Origin of the sequence: Stenotrophomonas sp. STK16_22 (assembly GCF_051984505.1) — a bacterium.
Classification (GTDB): domain Bacteria; phylum Pseudomonadota; class Gammaproteobacteria; order Xanthomonadales; family Xanthomonadaceae; genus Stenotrophomonas; species Stenotrophomonas maltophilia_A.
Genome location: NZ_CP196972.1, coordinates 3750597 through 3769300, shown reverse-complemented (window position 1 = coordinate 3769300; position 18704 = coordinate 3750597). Strand labels below are relative to the sequence as shown.

At 66.9% G+C, this 18704-nt stretch carries 16 protein-coding genes; 11 read left to right on the top strand and 5 right to left on the bottom strand.

Annotated elements, in window-relative coordinates; genetic code table 11:
• Positions 1–22: 22 nt before the first annotated feature.
• Genes ACSYAO_RS17510 through ACSYAO_RS17500 form a run of 3 tightly spaced genes read left to right on the top strand, consistent with a single transcriptional unit; the run spans position 23 to position 2182 of the window.
• A complete protein-coding gene (locus ACSYAO_RS17510; RefSeq protein WP_014648244.1) occupies positions 23–388 on the top strand; it encodes a BlaI/MecI/CopY family transcriptional regulator in 366 nt (121 codons plus the stop codon).
• Positions 381–1622 (top strand): M56 family metallopeptidase, encoded by a 1242-nt coding sequence (locus ACSYAO_RS17505; RefSeq protein ID WP_049461816.1) that lies wholly within the window; start codon positions 381–383, stop codon positions 1620–1622. Before ACSYAO_RS17510 ends, ACSYAO_RS17505 begins: the two co-directional genes overlap by 8 nt.
• The gene (locus tag ACSYAO_RS17500) at positions 1619–2182 is read left to right on the top strand and encodes a hypothetical protein (RefSeq protein WP_049461817.1); all 564 of its coding nucleotides are present in this window, start codon (positions 1619–1621) and stop codon (positions 2180–2182) included. Before ACSYAO_RS17505 ends, ACSYAO_RS17500 begins: the two co-directional genes overlap by 4 nt.
• Before the next feature lie 57 nt (positions 2183–2239).
• Here the strand turns inward: ACSYAO_RS17500 and ACSYAO_RS17495 are convergent, their stop codons facing one another.
• From ACSYAO_RS17495 to ACSYAO_RS17485, 3 genes are all read right to left on the bottom strand, one after another.
• Positions 2240–3040, bottom strand: a complete 801-nt coding sequence (locus tag ACSYAO_RS17495) for an MBL fold metallo-hydrolase (protein WP_049461818.1) — start codon at positions 3038–3040, stop codon at positions 2240–2242.
• 11 nt (positions 3041–3051) lie between these two features.
• Complete coding sequence (locus tag ACSYAO_RS17490; RefSeq protein ID WP_049461819.1) at positions 3052–3870, bottom strand: S1/P1 nuclease; 819 nt, start codon at positions 3868–3870, stop codon at positions 3052–3054.
• 219 nt (positions 3871–4089) lie between these two features.
• Entirely contained in the window at positions 4090–4719 is a 630-nt protein-coding gene (locus ACSYAO_RS17485) for an OmpW/AlkL family protein (protein ID WP_019338734.1), read from the bottom strand.
• A gap of 193 nt (positions 4720–4912) precedes the next feature.
• Between ACSYAO_RS17485 and gap the strand changes: the two genes are divergently transcribed.
• From gap to ACSYAO_RS17445, 8 genes are all read left to right on the top strand, one after another.
• Positions 4913–5917 (top strand): type I glyceraldehyde-3-phosphate dehydrogenase, encoded by a 1005-nt coding sequence (gene gap, locus ACSYAO_RS17480; RefSeq protein ID WP_032127866.1) that lies wholly within the window; start codon positions 4913–4915, stop codon positions 5915–5917.
• Positions 5918–6042: 125 nt separating this feature from the next.
• Positions 6043–8718 (top strand): DUF2339 domain-containing protein, encoded by a 2676-nt coding sequence (locus ACSYAO_RS17475; RefSeq protein ID WP_049461821.1) that lies wholly within the window; start codon positions 6043–6045, stop codon positions 8716–8718.
• Entirely contained in the window at positions 8715–10091 is a 1377-nt protein-coding gene (locus ACSYAO_RS17470) for a DUF3999 domain-containing protein (RefSeq protein WP_049422663.1), read from the top strand. Before ACSYAO_RS17475 ends, ACSYAO_RS17470 begins: the two co-directional genes overlap by 4 nt.
• A 636-nt stretch (positions 10092–10727) precedes the next feature.
• Positions 10728–11903, top strand: coding sequence for a phosphoglycerate kinase (locus ACSYAO_RS17465; protein WP_049463105.1), 1176 nt, complete (start codon positions 10728–10730; stop codon positions 11901–11903).
• The gene (locus tag ACSYAO_RS17460; RefSeq protein WP_049463104.1) at positions 11900–12553 is read left to right on the top strand and encodes an HAD hydrolase-like protein; all 654 of its coding nucleotides are present in this window, start codon (positions 11900–11902) and stop codon (positions 12551–12553) included. Before ACSYAO_RS17465 ends, ACSYAO_RS17460 begins: the two co-directional genes overlap by 4 nt.
• 174 nt (positions 12554–12727) lie before the next feature.
• Positions 12728–14194, top strand: a complete 1467-nt coding sequence (pyk, locus tag ACSYAO_RS17455) for a pyruvate kinase (RefSeq protein WP_032127871.1) — start codon at positions 12728–12730, stop codon at positions 14192–14194.
• A 196-nt stretch (positions 14195–14390) separates the two neighbouring features.
• Positions 14391–15395 carry a class I fructose-bisphosphate aldolase gene (locus tag ACSYAO_RS17450; RefSeq protein WP_010481439.1) on the top strand — a complete coding sequence of 335 codons (1005 nt, stop codon included), beginning with the start codon at positions 14391–14393 and terminating at the stop codon, positions 15393–15395.
• Between the two features lie 129 nt (positions 15396–15524).
• Positions 15525–16673 carry a hypothetical protein gene (locus tag ACSYAO_RS17445; RefSeq protein ID WP_049400593.1) on the top strand — a complete coding sequence of 383 codons (1149 nt, stop codon included), beginning with the start codon at positions 15525–15527 and terminating at the stop codon, positions 16671–16673.
• A 91-nt stretch (positions 16674–16764) separates the two neighbouring features.
• Here the strand turns inward: ACSYAO_RS17445 and ACSYAO_RS17440 are convergent, their stop codons facing one another.
• A complete protein-coding gene (locus tag ACSYAO_RS17440; protein WP_032127873.1) occupies positions 16765–17364 on the bottom strand; it encodes an O-acetyl-ADP-ribose deacetylase in 600 nt (199 codons plus the stop codon).
• A 275-nt stretch (positions 17365–17639) separates the two neighbouring features.
• Positions 17640–18599: a cysteine synthase A gene (cysK, locus tag ACSYAO_RS17435; protein ID WP_032127874.1), complete on the bottom strand. Its 960-nt coding sequence runs from the start codon at positions 18597–18599 to the stop codon at positions 17640–17642.
• Between the last annotated feature and the right edge of the window lie 105 nt (positions 18600–18704).

The following is an 18704-nucleotide window of genomic DNA, read 5'->3' as shown; positions in this document are numbered from 1 at the left end:
TCGTCGATTACGGATGTAAACCATGACCCCGATCAGCGAAGCCGAAGCCGTTGTGATGGAGGTGCTATGGCAGCAGGCACCGCGTAGCGCCGATGACGTGGTCGCCGCACTGGCCCACCGTGACTGGGCCGAGCCGACCATCAAGACCCTGCTCAACCGCCTGCTGACCAAGGGCGCGATTACTGCCGAGCGCGATGGCCGGCGCTACCTGTACCGGCCGCTGCTGCAGCGGCAGGCCTGGGTGGAGGCGCAGAGCCAGGACTTCATTGGTCGTGTCTTCGAAGGGCGCGTTGCGCCGCTGGTCGCGCACTTCAGCGAACGCGGCCAGTTGAGTGCGCAGGACATCGCCGAACTGAAGAAACTGATCCAGGAGCTGGACCATGACTGAGCTGCTCGATGGGCTGTGGCAGGCCAGCCTGTGGCTGGCGGTGGGCGTGGTCGTGCTGGCGGTGCTGCGACCCTTGCTGGTGCGACTGGGGGGCGTGGCGTTGGCCTACCGCAGCTGGTGGCTGCTGCCGTTGCTGCTGCTGGCACTGATGCTGCCGTTGCCGCAGGTGGCACTTCTGGAGCATGTGCCGACGCTGCCGCTGAAAGTGGTACCCGGCGCCGTCGAAGGCATGGCAGGGCAGTCGTTGCCGTGGGCCGGGCTGTTGCTGCTGGCATGGATGATGGGGGCGGTCCTTTGTCTGCTACGCGATCTACGTGCGCAGCGGCGCTTTGAACGTGGCATGGGCCAACTGTGTGCACGCGCAGATGGCAGCTGGCAGGCCAGCGCTGATCCCGGGCTGCCCGCGCTGGTCGGCCTGTGGCGTCCGCGCATCGTGGTAGGCCCGGACTTCGACCAGCAGTTCACCGCACAGGAGCAGGGACTGATCCTGCAGCACGAGCGCAGCCACCGTCGCAATGGCGATCACTGGGCCAATGGGGCGCTGCTGATGGCACGCGCGGTGTTCTGGTTCCATCCGCTTCTGCCGTGGGCCGCCCGCCGATTCCTGCGTGACCAGGAGCTGGCCTGCGATGCCCGCACCATTGCCCCGCAGCCTGCGCTGCGCGGTCTCTACGCCAGCACGCTGCTGAAGGCGCAGCTGGTCCATCCGGTTGCGCCAGCGGTCTGCCATTGGCGCAGCCAACCCGTGTTGAAGGAGCGTATCGCCATGTTGAAGCAGTCCAAGCGGAAGGCATTGCCGTGGGTGTCGGGGCAGGTGCTGGTGGTCGGGTTGTGTCTGGGAATGGGCGCGGTGGCGTGGGCCAGCCAGGGTGGCGCGACGGGCGTGCCGTCGATCAGCGTCGAGCCGTTCGAACATGCTGAAGAAGATGCGGCCAAGGCGGGGCTGGACCGTCCGATCCAGGTCGACAAGATGCCGCCACCGTCCTATCCGAAGTCCGCCATCGAACAGCGCCAGGTGGGCGTGGTGAACCTGCGCGTGGACGTGGATGCCAACGGCCATCCGACTGACGTCCAGGTGCTCAGTGCAACCAATCCGGGTGTGTTCGATGCGGTGTCGATCGCCGCTGCGCGGAGCTGGACCTATCGTCCGGCGATAAAGAACGGAAAGCCCGTTGCAGGGGCTGTGAAGATTCCGATCACCTATGCCATGGACAACACCGAGGACTCCCAGTGAAGACCGCGCCGCTGTTGATGATGGCGGCGCTGTTGGCAGGATGCGCGACCCAGGATCGCCTGACCACCGTTGATACCCGCAGCGAGAATGTCGGCCATCAGCGCCTGCAGCCGCAGGCGGGCGGTGGCAGTGGGCAGTTGCAGGTGTATTCGCTGGGTGCGACCGAGGGTTACCGGATGCCACAGCTCTACGCGGCACCGGACCCGGAGGTCGGCGATCGTGATCCGCGCGCGGAACTGGCGCCGACTACGATCTGCCTGCAGGTGGTGGTGGATGCGCAGGGCAGCGTCGAACGCAGCATGCCGCTGACCGATCGCCAGGACTGTGCCGCAGGGGCTGCACGCGAGAATGCGCCCCTGCTGCAGGCTGCGCAGGACGCCGTGGCGATGTGGAAATACTCGTCCGCAGCGGTCTGCCACTTCGCGGCTGGCAAGGTGCCTGCCGACCGTGGCGACTGTCGCGGCGCCGAGCGCGTCGAGCCGGTGGCGGTCACCCTGCAGTATGCCTTCACCTTCGAGATCGTGAAGGGACAGCACGTGGTGCGTACGCAGGGAAAATGACCGCTTGCGATGACCGGGGTAGCGCCGGGCCATGCCCGGCGAGCGCAGCGGTGTGTGTCAGGCACCGCCCTGGATGTTGGCCTTCACCGCGGGCTGCATCAGCTTGGGTTCTTCCAGCGTCGCATCGCGTGCCTGGCGCACGCTGACGAACTCCGCCTCGGCCACGCCGTCATGCACGTGGATGTTGTGTGCGCGCTGCTCGCCGATGGTGGTCTCGTTGGCGAATGCGCGGCCGCCGGGGCCGTAGTCGTGGCAGACGAACACGCGCGTCGCATCGGGCAGCGCCAGCAGGCGCTGGATTGAACGGTACAACTGCGCGGCGTCGCCACCTGGGAAATCGCAGCGGGCGGTACCGCCGTCGGGCATGAACAGCGAGTCGCCGGTGAACAGCGCATCGCCGATCAGGTAGGCGATGCTGTCGCTGGTATGGCCGGGCACGGCGATCACCTGACAGCGCAGTTCGCCCAGAGCAAAGGTTTCGCTATCGCTGAACAGGTGATCGAAGATGTCATCGGCCGCAGGAAGCTGCAGGCCGTAGCGCGGTGCGAAGGTGGCCTGCACCGCGCGGATGCCTTCGCCGATGGCCAGCGTGGCCTGCGGGAAGCGCTCCTTCAGGCGGCGCCCAGCCGACACATGGTCGGCGTGGGCATGGGTTTCCAGCAGCCAGCGCAGCTGCAGGCCCTGTTGTTCGATGGCCTGCAACGCGGCATGCAGCGGCGCTTCACTGCTGGCGTCGGTATCCGGGTCGTAGTCCAGGACCGGGTCGATCAGCGCTGCCTCGCCGCTGGCCGGGTCGCTGACCAGATAGCTGAAGGTGTTGCTGTCACGGTGGAAGAACGACTGCACCTGGACCGGCATCGGAACTCTCCTCAGCGCGTGCCGAGCACGCGGTTCAGCAACTGCGCCAGGTTCTCACCGGCCAGTCGCAGCTGCGCTTCGGCCAGCGGCCGGTAGCGCTCGGTGTATTCGTCACCGATTTTACGCGAGGCCGGATAAACGCCAGCTTGCATGGAGATGCGGCAGCTGGCTTCGGCCCACGTCTGCGGGTCGCGCTGCGGGTTGGACTGGCGCGCCAGCTTCGGCGCGCGCTGGCTCTGCAGCAGCGGGAGATAGCCGGCGTCGTCCAGCTTGCGGGTGTTGAGCATGCCGCTGTCCCACAGCGAGTGCAGGTTGGTACCGCGGTTGCCGAACTGCAGCTGGAAGTCGTTGCCGCCCTTGTCGTGGGCGTAACCGGCGTGCATCGGCTGGTGGATGTCGCCGACCAGGTGCACGACGAACTTCAGCGCCTGCAGGCGCTCGCCGTCGGTCAGGCTTCGGTCGCCGAGGATGGCGCTCTGTGCCTTCAGGGCCTCGACGATGCAGTTGCCGTTCTTGCAGTGCTTCGGTGCTTCGTAGTGGCAGTTGTCTTCGGCGATGTTGACGTAGTGCCAGCCGGCCGAGCGACGGCCCAGGCCCGGGTCTTTGGCGCGCAGCTGGTCGGCCCACGGCGCGATGCTGGCCAGGGTGGCATCCGGTTCGGTAGCCAGCAGGCGGTCCACTTCGGCGCGGGCGGTGGGGTTGAGGCGGGCGTCGGCGACTTCGGCGACAAGGCGGTGGCCTTGCGCGCCCCAGGCATGGGCGGGGGCGGAGACGGACAGCAGGGCCGGCGCCAGGGCGGCGGCGAGGAACAGGGAGTGCAGGGCTTTCATGCGCACATTCTAGCGGGGGTAGGTGGATTGAAGAGCGGCGCGTTCCTGTTCCGAAGGGGGAGCGCAGCGGGAGGGGCTCCGTTCCCCGCCTCGCCCCCGCTCCGAAACCGCTTCAGTCCCAGGAACAAAAAAGCCCCGGCAATCACCGGGGCAACATGCTGCGAGGGTTTTGCGTGTAGCGGGGGAGCGGGGGCGAAGCCCCCGCGCTCAACACACCGCTTAGAACTTGAAGACGTACGAAGCGCCGTAGACCAGCGGATCGATGTTGACCGTGCCGATCTTCTCGCCGTTCAACTTCACCTTGCTGTCGATGTCGATCCAGCGCATGTCCACGCGCAGTGCGCCCTTCTCGCCGATCGCGAAGTCCACGCCCGCATGCGCGGCCAGGCCCCACGAATCCTGCAGCTTCAGGCGGCTGTCCTTCAGCGCACCGGTGGTGTCTTCGCTGAAGAAGGTCGTGTAGTTCACGCCCGCACCGATGAACGGCGACACCTTGCCCTTGCTGTTGAAGTGGTACTGCACGGTCACCACCGGCGGCAGCTGCTTGGTGCTGCCCACGCGGCCCAGGCCGTTGATGTTGATGTCGTGCTTGAACGGCAGCGCGGCCAGCACTTCGATGCCCAGGTTGTCGGCGATGAAGTACTCACCGGTGATGGTCGGCTTGACGTCGTTGTCGACGTCGACCTTCAGGGTGTGGTTGGCCAGCCAGCCGTTGTTCGACTTCGGGGCCACCTGGTGCACGCCGGCGGAGAGGGTCCAGTCGCCCTTGGACTGGGCCATGGCCGGGGCGGCGGCGAGGGACAGGGCGGCGGCCAGGCTGGCCACGATCAGGGGGGAGGTCTTGCGCATGGGGGTGATCTCGTTGCTGGGTGGATGCGGCCAGTCTCGGCCTCACATCGCGCTAACGCTTTGATCCGGATCAAATCCTGTCCGCCGGCCTGCTGCCTGCCGGGGCTGGCCGGCGGTGGCCAGCCCCGGTTTGCTAGACTTGTGGGCCCTATCCATCCCGCCGCACCCGTCGCGGCCGCAGGAGCTTGAGAACATGGCAATCAAGGTTGGTATCAACGGTTTCGGTCGCATCGGGCGTAACGTCCTGCGTTCGGCGGTGCTGAACTTCGGCGACGACATCGAAATCGTGGCCATCAACGATCTGCTGGAGCCGGACTATCTGGCGTACATGCTCAAGTACGACTCCGTGCACGGCCGTTTCAAGGCTGACGTGGCGGTGCAGGGCAACGACCTGCTGGTCAACGGCAAGAAGATCCGCCTGACCCAGGAACGCGACCCGGCCAACCTGAAGTGGAACGAAGTGGACGTGGACGTGGTGATCGAATCCACCGGCCTGTTCCTGACCAAGGAAACCGCGCAGAAGCACATCGATGCCGGCGCCAAGAAGGTCATCATGTCGGCCCCGTCGAAGGACGACACGCCGATGTTCGTCTACGGCGTGAACGACAAGACCTACGCCGGCCAGGCGATCGTCTCAAACGCGTCGTGCACCACCAACTGCCTGGCCCCGCTGGCCAAGGTCATCAATGACAAGTGGGGCATCAAGCGTGGCCTGATGACCACCGTGCATGCGGCTACCGCTACCCAGAAGACCGTCGATGGCCCGTCCAACAAGGACTGGCGTGGTGGCCGCGGCATCCTGGAGAACATCATTCCGTCGTCCACCGGTGCGGCCAAGGCCGTCGGCGTGGTCATCCCGGAACTGAACAAGAAGCTGACCGGCATGAGCTTCCGTGTCCCGACCTCGGACGTGTCGGTGGTCGACCTGACCGTCGAGCTGGAAAAGGAAGCCACCTACGCCGAGATCTGCGCCGAAGTGAAGGCACAGAGCGAAGGCCCGCTGAAGGGCATCCTGGGCTACACCGAAGACAAGGTCGTGGCCACCGATTTCCGCGGCGAGACCTGCACCTCGGTGTTCGACGCCGAAGCCGGCATCGCCCTGGACGGCACCTTCGTCAAGCTGGTCACCTGGTACGACAACGAGTGGGGCTACTCGAACAAGTGCCTGGAAATGGCCAAGGTCGTCGCCGCCAAGTAAGGCCGGCCAAGATCGCGCACGGACCCCGGCCTGGCCGGGGTTCGTCGTTTATGGGGCCAGCCCTGTCGTAGCATGGGGCGGTCGACCGCTGCCGCTGGGGCGCGGGATTGCAATGGAAGCATGCAATGGAAGCATTGATAGCCCTGGTGGTACTGGTTCTGCTGGCCATCCCGCTGCTGCTGGTGGTGGCGCTGGTGATGATTGCCGGCCTGCGCCGCCGAGTGGCCGCGCTGGAAGGTGCCTTGGCCACCGCGCCGGCCGCCCGCCCGGCTGCAGCCGAGCCTGCGCCGGAACGGGCTGCGCCCATGCCTGCGGCTGGCGCCGATCCGCCGTTCCTGCGGCCGGTGGCGGCTGCCGCGCCGCCTCCCCCCCAGCCAACGCCGCCGCCGGTGCACGAACCGGTGCCTGCGGCAGCGGAGGCGCCGCGCCCGGTCACGCCACCGCCGGTGCCACCCGTGCCAGTGCAGCCGCCGTTGCCTTCCGAACCGACGCTGCCGAATTTCATCGAGCGCGGCATCGGAGCGGTCAAGCGCTGGTTCACCGAGGGCAACGTGCCGGTCAAGATCGGCATGCTGGTGCTGCTGGCCGGTGTTGCCGCGCTGTTGAAGTACGTCAGTGACCAGGGCTGGCTGGTGCTGCCGATCGAGCTGCGCCTGGCCGGTGTCACCGTGGGTGCGCTGGGCCTGCTGGCGTTCGGTTGGCATCAGCGCGAGCGCCGGCGCTTGTTCGCACTGGCGCTGCAGGGCGGTGCCATCGGCGTGCTGCTGCTGACCATCTTCGCCGCGTTCAAGCGGTTCGAGCTGCTCAACCCCGGGTTTGCCTTCGCCAGTTCGATCGCGCTGGTGGCCGGGCTGTGCGTGCTGGCGGTGGTGCAGAACTCGCGCACGCTGGCGGTGCTGGGCATCCTCGCAGGCTTCATGGCACCGCTGTGGCTGTCCACCGGCAGCGGCAACCACGTGGGGTTGTTCAGCTACTACGCGGTGCTCAACGCCGGCATCTTCGCCATTGCCTGGTTCCGGCCGTGGCGCGCGCTGAACCTGCTGGGCTTCGCCTTCACCTTCGGCATCGGTACGTTCTGGGGCGTGCTGCAGTACGCGCCGGACAAGTTCAGCAGCACCGAGCCGTTCCTGCTGCTGTTCTTCGCCTTCTACCTGCTGATCCCGCTGCTGTACGCACGCCGGCAGCCCGCCGGGCGGCGTGACCTGGTCGACGGCAGCCTGGTGTTCGGTACGCCCTTGGTCGCCTTCTCGCTGCAGGCCGGCATGCTGCACGAGCAGCCGATGACGCTGGCGCTGTGCGCACTGGGCCTGGCGGCGATCTACGCCGTACTGGCGCGGGCACTGATTGCGCGCGCGTCGTACACCGTGCTGGCGCAGTCGCATGCGGTGCTGGCGGTGGGCTTCGCCACGCTGGCGGTGCCGCTGGCCTTGTCGGCGCGTGCCACCGGCGCGGTGTTCGCGCTGGAAGGTGCAGGCCTGGCCTGGCTGGGCCTGCGCCAGAAGCGCTGGCTGCCGCAGGTGTCCGGTGCGTTGTTGCAGATGGGCGCGGCGTTCGCTTTCGTGGCCGGTGGCGATCACTGGCATGAGGACCTGCGCTTCCTGCTCAACCCGACCGCGATCGGTGCATTGCTGCTGGCCGTTGCCGGCTTCGCGTCGGCCTGGAGCTACCAGCGCAGGCAGCGCCACGAGATTGCCTTGGTCTACTACCTGTGGGGCCTGCTGTGGTGGCTGGGTGGCCTGGTGCACGAGATCACCCGGTTCTTCCCGTACCGCATCGAAGTGGATGCACTGCTGGTGCTGGCTGCCGTTACCGCATGGCTGGCCGCCGAAGTACAGCGGCGCCAGCCGGCGCGTGCGCTGGGGGTGACCGCACTCGCGATGCTGGCGCTGGGCTTCCCACTGGCGCTGATACAGAGCGACGCGCACCATCAGCCGTTCGCCGGCTACGGCGCGCTGGCCTGGGCGGTGTTCGCGGTGCTGGGCGTGCGCACGCTGCTGTGCCTGCGCCAAGGCGGCAATACCGTGGCACGCATCGCGCAGTTCCTGTGGTGGCTGCTGTGGCCGTCGCTGCTTTCGCTGCTGGCCCTGTGGGGCGGTGGTGAAGCCGGGCTGGCACAGGGCTGGACCACGTTGCTGGTGACGCTGCCGTGGCTGCTGATGGCGGCGCTGTCGCTGTGGCGCTGGAATGCGCTGCGCTGGCCGCTGGGTGCAGCGTTCGACCGCGTGCGCCAGCCGCTGCAGTGCGTGCTGTTCGGCCTGTTGTCGATCGGCTGGCTGTCCGGCCAGCTGCTGCCGGGCGATGCTGCGCCGCTGCTGTGGCTGCCGGTGCTGAATCCGGCGGAGATCGGGCAGTGGCTGAGCCTGCTGCTGCTGGCGCGTTGGCTGTACAGCGATCAGGCGCCGCAGGCGCTGCTGGGTATCCGCATGCCGCTGCTGTCACTGGCAACCTTCGTCGCGTTGACCAGCGTTGTGCTGCATGGCGTGCATCAGTGGGGCGGCCTGTCCTGGAACGCGTCGATGATGCGCTTCAGCCTGGCGCAGACCAGCCTGACCGTGCTGTGGAGCGTGCTCGGCGTGATTGCCTGGGTGTGGGGCTCGCGCCGTGGCCAGCGCGTGTTGTGGATGGTGGGTGCGGTGCTGATGGGCGTGGTGCTGGCCAAGCTGGTCATCGTCGATCGCCAGCACCTGGGCAACCTGCTGGGCATCGCATCGTTCATCGCCTACGGCCTGCTGTGCACGGTCGTGGGTTATCTGGCACCGGCACCGCCGAGCGCGGCGCCGACCGTGGAGGAAAAACAATGAAGACGTGGAGCAGGGCGCTGCTGCCGGCGATGTTCGGCATGCTGGCCGCCGTCACCGCACAGGCCGCCGATTACCGTACCCAGTACGCCGAGCAGTGGCCGCTGACGTTGTCCAGCGCACAATCGGGTGCCTACCGTGTTGTGCTGGAACCGGCGATCTACCGTCGCGCCGGTAGTGCGGACCTGGGTGATGTGCAGGTGTTCAATGCCGCCGGCCAATCGTTGCCGTCGGCCTTGCTGGCGCCGGACCAGCCGCTGGCACAGCCGCCGGTGCAGCGTGAGCTGCCGTGGTTCGCGTTGCCGCCGCTGGCCGAAGCGCAGCGCAACGACCTGCAGTTGCTGACCGAGCGCGATACCGATGGCCGCGTACGCCGGGTCGAGGCGCGTGTGGGTGGTGGCGCGGTAGCGAACGGGCAGGGCGGTTGGCTGATCGATGCCAGCGTGCTCGGCCAGCAACCATTGGCGGCACTGGTGCTGGATTGGGCGGACAGTGGCCAGCCGTTGCAGGCACAGGTGCAGCTGGACGTCAGCGACGACCTGCAGCACTGGCGTGCGATTGGCCGCGACATTCCGCTGGTGGATCTGCAGCGCGCCGGCAAGCGCCTGCTGCAGCGCCGTCTGCAGGTGGATGGTGAAGCGCGCTATCTGCGTGTGCTGGCGCAGGGCGATGCCCGTCTGCCAACGTTGCGCAGCGTACTGGCCGAGCTGCCGCCGGCACCGGCCACACTGCCGTGGGAGTGGCTGTCGCTGGAACCGACCTCGAAGCGCAAGGGCGAATACACCTTCGAGATGGATGGCCGCTTCCCGGCGGCGCGTGCTGACGTGGCCAGCACCGACAACAGCCTGGTGCAGTGGACATTGTTCAGCCGCGATGACGAGAGCGCGGAATGGCAGCGCCGTAGTGCACCGTGGATTGCCTATCAGCTGCAGCAGGGCGCGCAGGGCCAGCGTCAGCAATCGGCTGCGCAGCCGCTGGGCGGCGTGCATCGGGATCGTTATTGGAAGCTGGTAGCGAATCCGGCTGAAACGGCGACGGCTCCAACCCTGCGTCTGGGTTATCAGCCGGAAGTGCTGGTGTTCCTGAGCCAGGGCGCGGCGCCGTATGCGCTGGCGGTGGGCAGCTCGACTGCGCGCCGGATGGAGGCGCCGATCGGTGTGCTGATCGAGGAGCTGCGGCAGCGCAATGATCCGTCGTGGCAGCCGACGCTGGCGCGCCTGGAAGGCAGCCCGGAACCGCTGGCCGGTGAGTCGGCACTGAAGCCGCAGCACGACTGGAAGTCGTGGCTGCTGTGGGCGTTGCTGGGGCTGGGTGTGTTGGTTGTTGGCGGCCTGGCGGTCAGTCTGCTTCGGCAGAAGCCTGCGCCTTCGGCGTAGGTTCCGGCGAACGGCGCAGCCCCTCGTGGGTGGGGTTGGTCGTGCAAAGCAAAAGCAAAAGCCGCGCTTGGCCGGGCGGGGTAGGTTCGCGGGGGACGCCGCAAGTACGTCCTTGTAGGCTTGGCAGCCGCATCCATGCGGCTGACACCCCCGCGAACCCACCCCGCCCGGCCTCTGACAGTTTCCGTGTGCGTCCACCCACGGAAGAGGAAAAAGAAAAGCAAGAGCGGAAGCGGGTCGCTTCGCTCGACGGCCATCGGGGTCAGATCCGTTTTCCGCAGGAAAACGGATCTGACCTCTTCGTTCTTCATCCGACACCACACACTGCTTGTGCCTTTGCCATCCGCTCCGCCTCATGAACCTTTCGAGGCCGGGTGGTGTGGGCTGGCAGGGGTATCCGCGCCATGGATGGCGCGGCTAAGCCTCCAGGGACGGATTCACGGCGTCCCCTGCCAGCCCTCACCACCCCGGCCCAGCCCCAGCATCACGAAGCGCCAGCGCTTTGGCCGTTGCCGTAGCTGTTGCAGTTGCTGTGCGCCTCTGCCTGCCGCAGGCATCGACCCCCCACCACCCGCACCCGATACAATGGCCGTCTGCCGCAGCCCGGCATCCCGTCCCTGAGCCAAAGAGTTGCCCATGTCCATCGTCCGCATGACCGACCTCGACCTCTCCGGCAAGCGCGTGCTGATCCGCCAGGATCTGAACGTGCCGATCGAGAATGGCCGCATCACCTCCGAACAGCGCATCACCGCTTCGCTGCCGACGCTCAAGCGCGCGCTGGAGCAGGGTGCGGCGGTGATGGTCACCTCGCACCTGGGGCGCCCGAAGGAAGGCGTGTGGAGCGAAGCCGATTCGCTGGCGCCGGTGGCCCAGCGCCTGTCCGAGCTGCTCGGTCGCGAGGTTCCGCTGGTGCGCGACTGGGTCGACGGTGTCGACGTGCAGCCGGGCCAGCTGGTGCTGCTGGAAAACTGCCGCATGAACCTCGGCGAGGGCAAGGACGATGAAGCCCTGTCGAAGAAGTACGCCGCCCTGTGCGATGTGTTCGTGATGGATGCCTTCGGTACCGCACACCGCGCGCAGGCCTCGACCCATGGCGTCATCCGCTTCGCCCCGGTCGCTGCCGGTGGCCCGCTGCTGATGGCCGAACTGGACGCGCTGGCGCAGGCGCTGGATGCACCGGCCAAGCCGCTGCTGGCCATCGTCGCCGGCAGCAAGGTCAGCACCAAGCTGGAACTGCTGGCCAACCTGGTCGGCAAAGTCGATCAGCTGATCGTCGGTGGTGGCATCGCCAACACCTTCATCGCTGCCGCCGGCTACAACGTCGGCAAGTCGCTGTACGAGCCGGACCTGCTGGACACCGCGAAGAAGATCGTGGCCGATGCCAAGGCGCGTGGCGCCGATATCCCGCTGCCGGTGGACGTGGTCACCGCCAAGCAGTTCATGCCGGACGCGCTTGCCGAAGTGAAGGCGGTCGACGCCGTTGCCGAAGACGACCTGATCCTGGACATCGGCCCGCAGACCGCGGCGCAGTACGCGCAACTGATCGGGAAGGCCGGTACCGTGGTCTGGAACGGTCCGGTCGGTGTGTTCGAATTCGAGGCCTTCAGCAAGGGCACCGAAGCGCTGGCCCGTGCCATCGCCAGTTCGCCGGCGTTCTCCATCGCCGGTGGCGGCGACACCCTGGCCGCGGTCGACAAGTTCGATATCGCCCAGCAGGTCAGCTACATCTCCACCGGTGGCGGTGCGTTCCTGGAATTCCTGGAAGGCAAGACCCTGCCGGCGGTGGCCGCACTCGACGCGCGCGGCGCATGAGTGCCGATCGCAGCAAGGATGTCCTGTTCTTCGACCTGGACGGCACGCTGATCGATTCGCAGGTGGGTATCACCGCCTGCATCGCCTATGCGCTGCAGAAGATGGACCATCCGGTGCCACCGCAGGAGACCCTGCTGGGCTGGATCGGTCCGTCGCTGCGCACCACCTTCGCGCCGCTGTTCGGTGAACCGGCGCGGGTGGAACAGGCGGTGGGCTACTACCGTGAGCGCTTCGACGTCGAGGGCTGGCGCGAGCACACGGTGTACCCGCAGGTGGAAGACACCCTTCGCACGCTGCATGGTCGTGGCCATCGCCTGGCGGTGGTCACTGCCAAGAATGAGCCGCACGCGCGCCGCATCCTTGCCCACCTGCCGTTCGGTGGGCTGTTCGAGGAGATCGTCGGCTCGACCCTGGATGGCTCGCGCAGCCACAAGCCGGAACTGGTCGGTGAGGCGCTGCGTCGGCTGCAGGTGCAGCCCGCGCAGTGCTGGATGATCGGCGACCGCCGCATGGACATTGAAGGCGCGCGTCACCATGGCCTGCGCAGCGTCGGTGTGTTGTGGGGCTTTGGCGGTGAGGCCGAACTCACCGAAGCCGGTGCCGGGCAGCTGGCCCGTGAGCCGGCGCAGCTGGAAACGCTGCTGGCCTAGTCCCCTGCAGAGCCGAGCCCATGCTCGGCTCTGCAGAACTCCCTGCGCCAGCGTATGTCCGGGTGATGTCCGTTCCATGACCCGCGAAGTCAGGCAGCACAAGGCTGTAACCGTATACATGCGGCGTGAAGGATGTGCTAATTTCCGTTCTTTATCGGGAGAGGCCCATCCACCATGTTCGAGCGTCAGCGTCGCACCAAGATCCTTGCCACCCTCGGTCCGGCCACTGATCCGCCGGGCGTGCTGGAGGATCTGTTCCGCGCCGGCGTCAACGTGGTGCGCCTGAACTTCAGCCATGGCGATCCCTCCGGCCAGGCCAAGCGTGCTGCCGAAGTGCGCGCTGCCGCGGCCCGCGTGGGCGTGGAAGTCGGCATCCTGGCCGACCTGCCGGGCCCGAAGATCCGCATCGAGCGCTTCGCCGAAGGCAAGGTACAGCTGAAGGCGGGCAACCGCTTCGACCTGATCGCCAGCACCAGCGCCGGCCCGGGTGACGCCACCCAGGTGGGCGTGAGCTACCTCGGCCTGCCGCAGGACGTGGGTCCGGGCGATGTGCTGCTGCTCGACGACGGCCTGATGCAGCTGCAGGTGGTGGAAGTGCAGGGCGAACGCATCATCAACACCGTACTGAACGACGGTGTGCTTTCCGACCGCAAGGGCCTGAACAAGCAGGGCGGTGGCTTGTCGCTGGGCGCGCTGACCGAGCGCGACAAGGAACTGATCGGCATCGTCGCCAAGATCGGTGTCGACTTCATCGCCGTGTCGTTCTGCCGCAATGCGCAGGACATGAACGACGCGCGTGAGATCGCCCGCTCGCACGGCTGCGATGCCGCGCTGGTGTCGAAGATCGAGCGCACCGAGGCCATCGAGAACCTGGAAGAGATCGTCGAGGCCAGCGACGTGGTGATGGTGGCCCGTGGCGACCTCGGCGTGGAAATCGGCGATGCCGAACTGCCGGGCCTGCAGAAGAAGATCATCAAGGCCTCGCTGGCGCAGAACAAGGTGGTGATCACCGCCACGCAGATGCTGCAGTCGATGGTCGAAAGCCCGATCCCGACCCGTGCCGAAGTGCTGGACGTGGCCAACTCGGTCATCGATGGCACGGACGCGGTGATGCTGTCGGCCGAGACCGCTGCCGGTGCCTGGCCGGTCAAGGCGGTGGAAGCGATGGCGCGCATCTGCCTGGGTGCAGAGCGCCAGTTCCAGACCGAGACCGACTTCAACGCCTCGCCGCGCAACCTGGAACGTGCCGACCAGGCCATTGCCATGGCCACCATGTTCCTGTCGCAGCACGTGGGCGTGCGCGCGATCGTGGCGATGACCGAATCCGGTGGCACCGCCCGCTACCTGTCGCGTTTCCGCGCCAAGGCGCCGGTGTTCGCGGTCACCCGCCACGACGGTGCACGCCGCCAGATGGCGCTGATGCGCGATGTCTACCCGATCAACTTCGACAGCCGTGGCCTGACCCCGCGTGAAGCCGCACGCGGCAGCATCCGCCTGCTGGTGGAAGCCGAACTGCTGCAGGCCGGTGACCGCGTCGTGTTCACCAGCGGTGAGCACATGGAAACCCTGGGCGCGACCAACACCCTGCGCCTGCTGGAAGTGGGCGAAGACGGCCGCGCCAGCGGCCTGGGCGATCTGTAAACCCAGGCGGCCCTGGGTCGGAGCCGCTGCGCGGGTCCGACCCGGGGTCAGATCCCTGAAGGGGTCGTGACCCGGCGCAACAGGACATCGTCTGTCCGGTGCGGACATTGGAATCGTTTCCAGACTGCCCTGCACGTCGGTGCAACGGGCGGCGGGGCTATACTTACGTTTTTCCCGCACCCGCCACAGGAAGTACATGAGCATCGAACAGCTGGCTGAAACCGCCCAGGCCATGGTTGCCCCGGGCAAGGGCATCATCGCGATCGACGAATCCACCGCTACCATCGCCAAGCGTTTCGCAGGCGTCGGTATCGAGAACACCGAGGAGAACCGTCGTGCCTACCGCGAACTGCTGCTGACCACGCCGAAGCTCAACGAGCACATTTCCGGCGCCATCCTGTTTGACGAAACCATCCGTCAGTCGACCAAGGACGGCGTGCCGTTCGCCAAGTACATGGCCGACCACGGCATGATTCCGGGCATCAAGGTGGACAAGGGTGCGCACCCGCTGGCCGGCTGCCCGGGCGAGCTGGTGACCGAAGGCCTGGACGGCCTGCGCGAGCGCCTGCAGGAGTATTACAAGCTGGGTGCGCGCTTCGCCAAGTGGCGTGCGGTGATCAACATCGGCGAAAGCATTCCGTCGGGCACCTGCATCGAGTCCAACGCCCACGCGCTGGCCCGCTATGCCGCCCTGTGCCAGGAATGCGGCCTGGTGCCGATGGTCGAGCCGGAAGTGATCATGGACGGCGACCACGACATCGAGACCTGCTACGAAGTCACCGAAGCCACCCTGCGTTCGCTGTTCGATGCCCTGTACCAGCAGAACGTGCTGCTGGAAGGCACCATCCTGAAGGCCTCGATGGTCATCTCCGGCAAGGGCTGCGATGAGCAGGCCGACGTCGAGGAAGTGGCCGAGTCGACCGTGATGTGCCTGAAGAGCACCGTGCCGGCCATCCTGCCGGGCGTGGTGTTCCTGTCCGGTGGCCAGAGCGACGAGCAGTCCACCGAGCATCTGAACGCGATGAACCAGCTGGGCAACCTGCCGTGGCCGCTGAGCTTCTCCTACGGCCGCGCCATGCAGCAGGCCGCGCTGAAGCTGTGGGCCAAGGACATGAAGGGCAACTACGCTGCCGCCCAGAAGACCGTGTACGAGCGCGCCAAGGACAACGGCCTGGCCGCGCTGGGCAAGTGGAACGGTTGATCCGTCCCATCGCAGGATGAACAGGGCAACGCCGGCATCACGCCGGCGTTTGCTTTTGCGGGTATCTTTTCCGCCCCCACGCACCGGGCCGGTGTGCGGGACATACATGGAAGGCCAAGGAGAAAAAACATGCGTTTGGCAGCAATCACACTGGCCGTCGCCACGGTCCTGATCGCCGGCGGTTGCAACCGCATCGGTGGCGGTGGTGACGCAGGCAAGGCCGCGTCGCTCGATTTCGACAAGCCGGTGTCCGGCGAGATCACCTCGCGCAGCGGCATCAACTTCAACGACGGCAGCCATCACCAGCTGTACCAGATCAAGCTGGAAGACAGGGAACTGGTCGGCCTGAAGCTCACCGGCGCACTGACCGGTTCGATCGCCGTGTTCAACAACGGCAGCCTGGTGTCCACCAGCAATACCGGTTACGAACGCGAAGGCGATGTCTCGCTGGCCTTCCGTGCCAACGGTGGCGGCACCTACCAGGTGGCGGTCAACGCCAACGGTCCGAGTGCCTTTGGTCCGTACCGCCTGCGCGCCGAGAAGCTGAAGCCGTACGACGGCAAGCCGCTGGTGGGCAGTGGTGAGATCGTCGATATGCTGGCCAGCAACTCGCAGGACTACACCCTGCAGGTGGAGAAGGCGGGCCTGTACGAGATCCGCCTGGTCTCGGATGTCTTCGATCCGGTGCTGAAGCTGTCCGGCCAGGGCGTGGATGCCGAGAACGATGACGGCGGCGACAGCACCAACTCGCGCCTGAACCTCTCGCTGAAGCCGGGCAAGTACACCCTGACTGCACGCGGCCTCGGCGACGGCGTCAATGGCATGTTCACCCTGTCGGCCACCCGCATTGAACTGCCAGGCAACCTGGTGGATCGCGATGGCACGGCACTGCCGAAGTCGGGCAGCGCGTACACCATGCTCGACAACGAAGGCCGCCGCCGCTTCCTGCTGACCCTGGATCGTCCGGCCGACGTGCGCCTGGACGCGATTTCCAGCCAGGTCGATACCGTGCTGCGCGTGGTCGGCGGCGACGTCGAGCTGACCGACGACGACGGTGGCAATGGCACCAATGCACGCCTGGAAGAGACGCTGCCGGCAGGTCACTACACCGTCGACGTGTCCAGCCTGAACAACGGTGCGGGCCTGGTGGAAGTGCGCGTGCAGGTCGAAGGTGCCAGCGCCGACGGTGCTGCCGCCTCGGCCGCACGCGCCGCTGCCGATGCAGCTGCTGCCGTGGCCGATGACGCCGCTGCTGCGGTGGAAGCAGCCAGCCGTTGAGGTGATCCACACGTAGCGTGGATGACCTCAAGGCCGCAACGGGAAAGGCCGGGCAATGCCCGGCCTTTCCTTTTACCGGAAGCGCTGCGGTTCAGTGCGCAGCGGCGAAGCCCGCATCGCCCAGAGGCGGCAGCATCGATCCGCGCGGTTCGTTGTCCGTGCTTTGTCCCGCGGCGCTCAATGCCTGCTGGTAGGCCTTCGCCGTAGCAGTGTTGAACGCCACCAGCACGATGCGCATCGGCTGTGCATGGCTGCGCTGCCACGCCAGTGTTTCCGTCACTGCGATCTGCGCGGCCTGGTACAGCGGATAGCCATACACACCGCAGCTGATCGCCGGGAAGGCGATCGACTTCACGCCCAGCGACTCGGCCAACTGCAGCGATTTCCAGTAGCAGTTGGCCAGCAATGCCGGTTCGTCGCGCTGGCCGTCGTGCCAGACCGGGCCCACCGTGTGCAGTACATGCCGCGCAGGCAATGCGTAAGCGTCGGTGGCGCGCACTTCGCCGGTCGGGCAACGCACGCCCGGACGCAGTTCCGGCAACTGCTCGCACTCGGCCAGCAATGCCGGCCCGGCCGCGCGATGGATCGCGCCGTCGACGCCGCCGCCGCCGAGCAGTGTTTCATTGGCCGCGTTGACGATCGCATCCACCGCCAGGGTCGTGATATCGCCCTGCCAAACTTCGATCTTCATGCGTCCGTCTCCTGCCTGTGAGGTGTTCCGCGCAGCATCTGCGCCGGCTGTTCCCACGGTAGGGGACAGGGCATCGATACTGCGTCATGACCGTCTCACGCGCTGCGATCCGACGGCCTTCACGCACGATGGCGGGCGACGCCTTCACGCAGGCTGAAGCAGAAAGGGCTCAGAGCTTTTTCCCGCACGGAAAAGGCTCTGACCCCTGCGATCCATGGTTCTGGCAAACCGGGTCAGAGCCCTTTCCCTGCAGGAAAGGGATCCGACCCGATGCATCACGGCAGGCCGGCCAGCCAGTCGTCGTCGGAACCCTCATTCACATCGGCGAACAGCGGTGTGGAGAAATAGCGCTCGCCGGTATCGGGCAGCATTGCCAGGATCACCGAGCCCGGTTCAGCGCGGGCGGCCACGTCCAGCGCGCTGGCCACGGTGGCGCCGGCGGAGATGCCGACGAAGATGCCTTCCTCCGCAGCCAGGCGGCGCGCGGTGGCGATCGCGCGGTCATCTTCGACCGAGACCAGTTCGTCCACCACATCGCGGTTGAGCACGTCCGGCACGAAGTCCGGGGTCCAGCCCTGGATCTTGTGCGGCTTCCAGTCATCGCCCTTCAGCAGCGCGGCGCCGGCCGGTTCGGTGGCGATGATACGGGTCTGCGGGCGCGCGACCTTCAGCACTTCGCCCACGCCGGTAAGCGTGCCGCCCGTGCCCCAGCCGCTGACGAAGTAGTCCAGCCGCTTGCCGGCGAAGTCGCGCAGGATCTCGGCGGCGGTGGTGTTGCGGTGGTAGGCCGGGTTGGCCGGGTTGGCGAACTGGCTGGCCAGGAACCAGCCGTGCTGCTCGGCCAGTTCGGCCGCCTTGCGCACCATGCCGCTGCCGCGCTCGGCGGCCGGGGTCAGGATCACCTTGGCACCATAGGCGCGCATCAGCTTGCGGCGCTCCACCGAGAAGGTCTCGACCATGGTGGCCACGAACTTGTAGCCGCGCGCGGCGGCGACCATCGCCAGTGCCACGCCAGTGTTGCCTGAAGTGGCTTCGACAATGGTGTCGCCCGGCTTGAGCAGGCCGCGTGCCTCGGCGTCGAGGATGATCGCCAGCGCCAGACGGTCCTTCACCGAACCGCCCGGGTTGAACGACTCGACCTTGGCGTAGACGCTGACCTGCGCGGGCGCCAGGCGCTGCAGCCTGACGATGGGGGTGTTGCCGACGGTATCGAGGATGGAGTCGTACAGGGCCATGGAAGCGCTCCGGAAACGGGGCCGCGCCGGGCTTCGGCGGGCGAAGGGGGAGGGCTGGCTGTTCAGGCCAGCGGCTGCCGGCTGACCGTAGCGCCGGCATATGAC